The following is a 6,232-nucleotide window of genomic DNA, read 5'->3' on the forward strand; positions in this document are numbered from 1 at the left end:
CGCATCGGGCGGGGGCTGAGATCGAGGTGCCGGGGCGGGCGGTGCTGTTGCTGCGGGTGGCGGAGCCGGAGTCGTAGCGCGGGCGCGGGGGAAGAGGTGGGGCCCGCCGTCGCCCGACCTCGGCGGAGTTCATGCGGCTGATGGGGGTCTGGCTGGGCATCCGCCGCTCCTGGGCGGAGTTCCTCGACGAGTACCCGCTGCTGCTCGGCCCGGTGTTCACCGAGCCGCCCGTCGAACCGGGCCTGGAATCACGCGACCGGGCAGGCCGGGAGCGGGTCGGCGCGGGCATGCGCCTGTGCACGGCGACGAGCTTCGCGGGGGTGCCCGGGGTCGCCGTACCGACGGGCACGAATGACGGCCTGCCCACCGGCGTGCAGGTCATCGGGCGCGCGTTCCGGGAGGACGTGTGCCTGGACGCGGCCCAGGAGATCGAGGACCGCCTCGGGGTGTTCACACCGATCGACGCTCGCCGGGAGGTCCGGGCGGCCACACGGTAGGAGGGTAGGCGGCGACCGGTCGGTCAGGCGCGGTCGTGGAGCGTGACCTGGTAGCCGTCGGGGTCGGCGAAGGTGAAGGTCCGGCCGAAGGGGCCGTCGATCGGCGCGGAGACGATGGTGCGAGCGTCGGCGGCGAGCGCGTCGTGGATGGCCTGGACGTCGGTGGCGTGGAGCCAGATCGCGACACCGATGCCGGGCTGGGCGACGGATGCGAGGTCGGTGCCGGGAATGATGTCGCGGAGCGCGAAGGCGATCGGCTTCGTCTCGAAGACGACGGCGTGCGGAGGTCCGGCCGGCGAGCGGACGAGACCCAGGTACTGCTCGTAGAACGCCCGCGACACGTCGAGGTCGCGCACTTGGAGCGAGATGAAGTCGGGGCCGGTGGCGGGCATGATGACGCTCCTTGTTTCAGGTTCTTCCATGTCAGTTTCCTGACACGCATCAAGCTATGTCAGAATACTGACATGAGTCAAGAAGGTGTCGGTGCCGGTGTCGACCTGGAGACGTCACTGGGCTACCTGCTCAAGGAAGCGTCGAGCGCCCTGCGGGCGGCCATGGAGGAGGTGCTGCGACCGCTCGGGATGAGCGTGACGCACTACGCCTGCCTCGAACTGCTGGCGCAACGACCGGGCTTGTCGAACTCCGAGCTCGCGCGGGGCGCGTTCGTGACACGGCAGACGATGAACGTGCTGCTCCAGGCCCTGGAACGAGACGGCTACGTGACCAGGCCCGCGGAGGCACCCGTCGGGAAGGCGCTACCCACGCGGCTCACGCCCAGCGGTCGACGAAGCCTCGAGAAGGCGAGCGCGGCCGTCCGGTCCGTAGAGGCCAGAATGCTGGCCGGCCTGACCGAGACCGAGCAGTCGGGCGCGTTCCGGATCCTGAAGAGCATGATCAATTCCCTGCACGGTGACAAGGAGGGTGCGTAGCTCGTTCCGGGGCGCACGTCTCGTCGCCCCGGACAGGGGCGCGGCCGAGCCTGAAATCCGTGCGCCGAAGTCGGGCGCCACGTCCTGGACGGCGATCCCGGGACCGGCGCTTTCGCCGGCTCCTCTCATCCGCGACGCGCCGCGCCCTCGGGCCATCCCCTTCAAGCACGGGCGTTGGCCGCTCGGCACCCGGCGGCGGATGATTCCGCGTGGGCCTGTCCCCAGCCGTACCGCCGCGCGGAGTCAGAAACCGGGCTGCGGAGGAATGTCTGATCGCACGAGGCTGACCTGTGCGGCTGGTATGCGGGCGGGCAGGTAGACGAATCCGTTGCCGTTGTCGAGGAGCAGCGCCTCATCGATGCCGTCCACGGACCAGAGATCGACCGGCCCACCGGTGTTGTTGAGCTGAAGGAAGAACTTTGCGTCCTCCTCGCCCCGGCATACGAAGATCCCCTCCACCTCGGGGCGGCGGCTGCCGGCGATTCCCCGTGCGACGCTCATCCGGGCCCAGTCCAGGCCATGCAGTGCGATCGACTGCCGATTGCGTACGGACGAAACATGGAAGAAGTTCGACGTATCAGACACGCCAGGAGTATAGGAGTCGATGAAAAGCTCGCCGATCAAGGCCCCACCGGCCCCAGAATCCCCCGCTCGTAAGCCGTAGCCACCGCCGCCGCCCGGTCCTTGACGCCCAACTTGCAGTACAGGTGGGTCAGATGGGTCTTCACCGTGGCCTCGCTGATGAAGAGGACTCGGGCGATCTCGCGGTTGGAGGTGCCCTTGGCGACCAGGGCCAGGACCTCGCGTTCGCGGGCCGAGAGGGGGCCGTTGCCCGGGGTCTGGACCGCGGAGACCAGGCGGGAGGCGACCGCCGGGGAGAGGACCGTGCGGCCCTGGGCCGCCGCCCTTACCGCTGTGAAGAGTTCGTCCCTCGGGGCGTCCTTCAGGAGGTAGCCGGTCGCGCCCGCCTCGATCGCGGGGAGGGTGTCGGAGTCCGTGTCGTAGGTGGTGAGGACCAGGACCTTCGCTCGGGAGCGCAGGCGGGTCAGTTCGGCGATCGCGTCGACTCCGCCGCCGCCAGGCATCCGCAGGTCCATCAGGATGACGTCCGGGTCGTGGGCCGTGGCCAGTGCCACCGCCTCCACGCCGTTCGCTGCCTCCGCCAGCACCGTGAAGTCCGGTGTCGACTCGAACATGCCGCGCAGACCGTCCCGCACCACCGGGTGGTCGTCGACGATCAGCAGGGTGATGGGGGCTTCGGGGGTGTCGTTGGTGTCAGTGGTCATGGGGGACCAACGGTACGCGGGCCGAGACCGCCGTGCCCTGGCCGGGTTCGGACTCCAGCGTGAGTGAGCCCGCGATGCGTTCGGCGCGGGCGCGCATGCCGTCGAGGCCGAAGCCTCCCGTGCCGGTGCGTTCGCGGACGGCGAGCGGGTCGAAGCCCGTACCGTCGTCGCGGATGTCGAGGATCACCTCGTCGCCGAGGTAGGTGAGGGTGACGCCCGCCCGGGTGGCGCGGGCGTGGCGGGAGGTGTTCGACAGGGCCTCCTGCGCGATACGCAGGAGCGTTGCGGCGAGTTCGGAGTGGAGTTGCTCCGCCGCCCCCGTGACCGTGAACTCGGCGCGTACGCCTGTTCGTTCGGCCCAGTCGGCGACCGTCTTCTTCAGGGCTTCCGGCAGTCCGTCGTTCTCCAGGGCCATGGGAGCCAGGTTCTGTACGGAGCGGCGGGCCTCGCCGAGGCTGTGACGGGCCAGTTTCATGGCGCGGTCCACGTGTTCGCCCGCGAGGGCCCGGTCCGGGGTGTTCGTGACCACCTGGAGCTGGGCGATGATCCCGGTCAGGCCCTGGGCGATGGTGTCGTGGATCTCGGCGGCCAGCCGGCGCCGTTCGTCCGCGACGCCCGCCTCCCGCGCCTGGTGCAGGAGTTGGGCGTGCAGGGCGGCGTTCTCGTCGAGGGCCTGCCGCAACGCCGTGTTGGCGCGTTCGAGTTCGGTGATGGTGACGGCCCGGTCGCGGGAGCGCTTCTCCTCCTGCTCGGTGGCGTGGGCGACCAGTGACTGGAGGACGAAGTTGACGGCCAGCAGCCCGGCGAACGCGGCCCACTGGGTCCCGCTCTCGAACGGCAGCCCACCCGCCTGCGCGGCGGCCACGGTGACCGCGCTGGCGAACAGCCCGAGCCGCCGCCACAGGCCCGGGATCATCTCGTCGGCGTCCATGTAGCCGGCCGCCGCGAAGAACGCGAAGAACGGGTTGATCCAGGTGAGGGCGAAGGCGAGCGCCCAGCGGACGACGTAGTACGCCGTGCCGGCCCGGGACGGCGTACGGCCGCGGTGGGGACGGCCGGAGCGGGTCGCGTGCCACCAGAACTGGAGCACGAGCGCGGCGCCGACCAGTCCCCCGACGGCCTGCCACTCGGCGGGATCGTCCACCACTTCGGCGGACAGGACCGCGAAGACCGTGCCGACACCGAGCAGCCCGTACGGCCCCCAGATGTGCAGGCGCTCCATGCGCCGGTCGAGGTGTGTGTACTCGGCAGACATGTCCCCAGTGTGCACGGACCCCCGGCAGTCCCCCGCCTCCCCTACTCCCACCGGAACCAGCGCGCCGCGCCCGCCGTCAGCAGTACCGTCCAGGCGACCAGCACGCCGAGGTGGTCCCAGCCGGGCCAGTGTCCCGCCGCCGCCCCGTTCAGCGCCTCGGCCGCGGCGCCGAGGGGCGTCCAGCCGACGATCCTGGCCAGCAGGTCCGGCATGGTCTGCACCGGCGCCCACACACCCGCGCAGAACATCGCCGGGAAGAACACGGCCGAGCCGATCGCGCCCGCGATCTTCGTCGTCCGGGACACCGCGGAGATCACGGCACCGAGCGCGAGGACGACCAGGACGGTCAGGGCGAGGGCCAGGGCGTAGCCGAGGGGCTGCTCCGGCAGTCGTACGCCGAAGGCCAGGCGCCCGACCGCGAGGGCGAGCAGCGACGAGGCCAGGGCCGCCCCGCCGTACACCAGCATCTGCGCGAAGAGCAGGGTGGCCGGGCGGACCGGGGTGGTGGACATCCGGCGCAGGATGCCGCGCTCGCGGTAGCCGGTGAGGGTCTGCGGCATGGACTGGATCCCGCCGACGATCGGACCGAGCAGCACGGCCACCGGTACGTACACGTCGATCGTCCGCAGGCCGCCCAGATCGGCCTCGTGGTGCCTGAAGCCGGGGATCGAGCCGAGGATCGCCAGGAGCAGCGCCGGGAACATCAGGATCCAGAAGAGGGCGCCGGGCTCGCGGCGGAACAGCCGGACCTCGGTCCTCAGTACGGCCTTGTCGACGACGGCTGACGTACTCATGCGGGCCTGCCTTCTGCTTCAGTGCGTTCCGTGAGGTCGAGGAACGCGTCGTCCAGGGTGGCGTCGGTGACACGGAGCTGGTGGGCGGTGACATGGCTGCGGGCGAGCAGGGTGATGACGGCGTTGACGGTCTCGTCGGTGCCGGCGAGGGTGACGCGGCCCTCCTTGTGGTCGACCGACGCGAGCGCCGGAAGCGCGTTCAGGGCGTCCTCGGGCAGCGGGGCGGACGGCGTGAAACTGATCACCGTGGCGCCCGCCGAGCGATGGATCAGGCCGGCCGGGGTGTCCAGGGCGGCGATCCGCCCCTTGTCGATCACGGCGATGCGGTCGCACAGCCGCTGCGCCTCCTCCATGAAGTGGGTGACCAGGAGGACCGTCACCCCGCTCGCGCGTACGTCCTCGATGAGCTGCCAGGTGTCCCGGCGGGCGCGTGGGTCGAGGCCCGTGGTGAGTTCGTCGAGGACGACGACCCTGGGGTTGCCGATGAGCGCGAGGGCGATGAACAGGCGCTGTTTCTGGCCGCCGGAGAGCTTGCCGAACCTGGCGTCGAGCCGGTCGGTCAGGCCGAGCCGCTCGGCCAGCGGACGCCAGTCGGCCGGGCGCGGGTAGAAGGCGGCGTACATCTCCAGGGCCTCGCGGACGGTCAGCTTCGGCTGTAGTTCGCTCTGCTGGAGCTGGGCGCCGAGGACCCGGCTGACGGCGTCGTGGTCGGCGACCGGGTCGAGGCCGGTGACCCGGACCCGGCCGCCGTCGGGGACGCGCAGCCCCTCGACGCATTCGACGGTGGTGGTCTTGCCTGCGCCGTTCGGGCCGAGGATGCCGAAGATCTCACCCTCCTCGACGGCGAAGGACACGCCGTCCACGACGGTTCGGCCGCCGTAGGACTTGCGGAGATCGCTTACTTCGATGACGGACATGTACATCAGGGTCGCGGTGCGGGAGGCTCCGGCACATCGGCCGACGCGCTCGCGACGGCATCAACCGATCGGTGGATGCGCCCGTACGACTTCCCTGTCTCGCGGGTCACTGGTCATGGGTCATGGGGCATGGGGCACGGGGCACGGGTCGTAGGACCTTCGGACGACCCGGGTCGGGTCAAAACCCGGTAGGCACTGTCAGTGGTCGTCCGTAGGCTCGGTTCGATGTCCACGACACGTACAACCGCAGCGGACCCCGAGGTCCACACCGGCAGTTCCGCCGTACGCACCCTGTTGCGCCTGTGGCCCTATGTGCGGCCGGTGCGGGCGCGGCTGTTCACGGCCGCGTTCATAGCGGTCCTCGCGTCGTGCATGGGGCTGGTGATCCCGCTCGTCCTGAAGTGGATGGTGGACGGGCCGATCGCCGACCGTGACACCCGGGGTGTGTGGCTCGGGGCGTTGTGGCTGCTGCTGCTCGGGCTCGGCGAGGCACTGCTGTTCGGGCTGCGGCGGTGGCTGGTGGCCCGGCCGCTGGCCGGGGTCGAGGCGGCGAT

The 6,232-nt window shown here is 70.7% G+C and carries 7 protein-coding genes and 2 pseudogenes; 3 read left to right on the plus strand and 6 right to left on the minus strand.

Going from position 1 to position 6,232, the window contains the following annotated elements:
* Positions 1-116: 116 nt before the first annotated feature.
* Positions 117-497, plus strand: a pseudogene (locus AOK08_RS25915) (amidase family protein); the annotation flags it as partial.
* Between the two features lie 23 nt (positions 498-520).
* On the opposite strand, the gene AOK08_RS25920 reads toward AOK08_RS25915, so the two are convergent.
* A complete protein-coding gene (locus AOK08_RS25920) occupies positions 521-889 on the minus strand; it encodes a VOC family protein (RefSeq protein WP_055530395.1) in 369 nt (122 codons plus the stop codon).
* Positions 890-961: 72 nt separating this feature from the next.
* On the opposite strand from AOK08_RS25920, the gene AOK08_RS25925 reads away from it, so the two are divergent.
* Complete coding sequence (locus AOK08_RS25925) at positions 962-1,426, plus strand: MarR family winged helix-turn-helix transcriptional regulator (RefSeq protein ID WP_055530396.1); 465 nt, start codon at positions 962-964, stop codon at positions 1,424-1,426.
* 243 nt (positions 1,427-1,669) lie between these two features.
* On the opposite strand, the gene AOK08_RS25930 is transcribed toward AOK08_RS25925, so the two are convergent.
* From AOK08_RS25930 to AOK08_RS25950, 5 genes are read right to left on the minus strand one after another with little or no spacing between them, the layout of a single operon-like run.
* Entirely contained in the window at positions 1,670-2,050 is a 381-nt protein-coding gene (locus AOK08_RS25930) for a hypothetical protein (RefSeq protein ID WP_241827094.1), read from the minus strand.
* Positions 2,047-2,712 carry a response regulator gene (locus AOK08_RS25935; protein ID WP_055530398.1) on the minus strand — a complete coding sequence of 222 codons (666 nt, stop codon included), beginning with the start codon at positions 2,710-2,712 and terminating at the stop codon, positions 2,047-2,049. The genes AOK08_RS25930 and AOK08_RS25935 overlap by 4 nt, the downstream gene beginning before the upstream one ends.
* Positions 2,702-3,967: a sensor histidine kinase gene (locus AOK08_RS25940; RefSeq protein WP_055530399.1), complete on the minus strand. Its 1,266-nt coding sequence runs from the start codon at positions 3,965-3,967 to the stop codon at positions 2,702-2,704. Before AOK08_RS25940 ends, AOK08_RS25935 begins: the two co-directional genes overlap by 11 nt.
* 41 nt (positions 3,968-4,008) lie before the next feature.
* On the minus strand, positions 4,009-4,761 hold the full coding sequence (locus AOK08_RS25945) for an ABC transporter permease (RefSeq protein ID WP_055530400.1): 753 nt from the start codon (positions 4,759-4,761) through the stop codon (positions 4,009-4,011).
* Entirely contained in the window at positions 4,758-5,678 is a 921-nt protein-coding gene (locus AOK08_RS25950) for an ABC transporter ATP-binding protein (protein WP_055530401.1), read from the minus strand. The genes AOK08_RS25945 and AOK08_RS25950 overlap by 4 nt, the downstream gene beginning before the upstream one ends.
* A 225-nt stretch (positions 5,679-5,903) precedes the next feature.
* Here AOK08_RS25950 and AOK08_RS25955 point away from each other — a divergent pair.
* Positions 5,904-6,232 (plus strand): annotated as a pseudogene (locus AOK08_RS25955) (ABC transporter ATP-binding protein); the annotation flags it as partial.

The sequence above is a fragment of the Streptomyces graminilatus genome (assembly GCF_001418565.1).
Taxonomy (GTDB): domain Bacteria; phylum Actinomycetota; class Actinomycetes; order Streptomycetales; family Streptomycetaceae; genus Streptomyces; species Streptomyces graminilatus.

Coding starts and splice junctions, on each gene's coding strand:
- AOK08_RS25935 (WP_055530398.1), bottom strand. CDS start 2,712: ATGACCACTGACACCAACGACACCCCCGAAGCCCCCATCACCCTGCTG.
- AOK08_RS25945 (WP_055530400.1), bottom strand. CDS start 4,761: ATGAGTACGTCAGCCGTCGTCGACAAGGCCGTACTGAGGACCGAGGTC.
- AOK08_RS25920 (WP_055530395.1), bottom strand. CDS start 889: ATGCCCGCCACCGGCCCCGACTTCATCTCGCTCCAAGTGCGCGACCTC.
- AOK08_RS25950 (WP_055530401.1), bottom strand. CDS start 5,678: ATGTCCGTCATCGAAGTAAGCGATCTCCGCAAGTCCTACGGCGGCCGA.
- AOK08_RS25940 (WP_055530399.1), bottom strand. CDS start 3,967: ATGTCTGCCGAGTACACACACCTCGACCGGCGCATGGAGCGCCTGCAC.
- AOK08_RS25925 (WP_055530396.1), top strand. CDS start 962: ATGAGTCAAGAAGGTGTCGGTGCCGGTGTCGACCTGGAGACGTCACTG.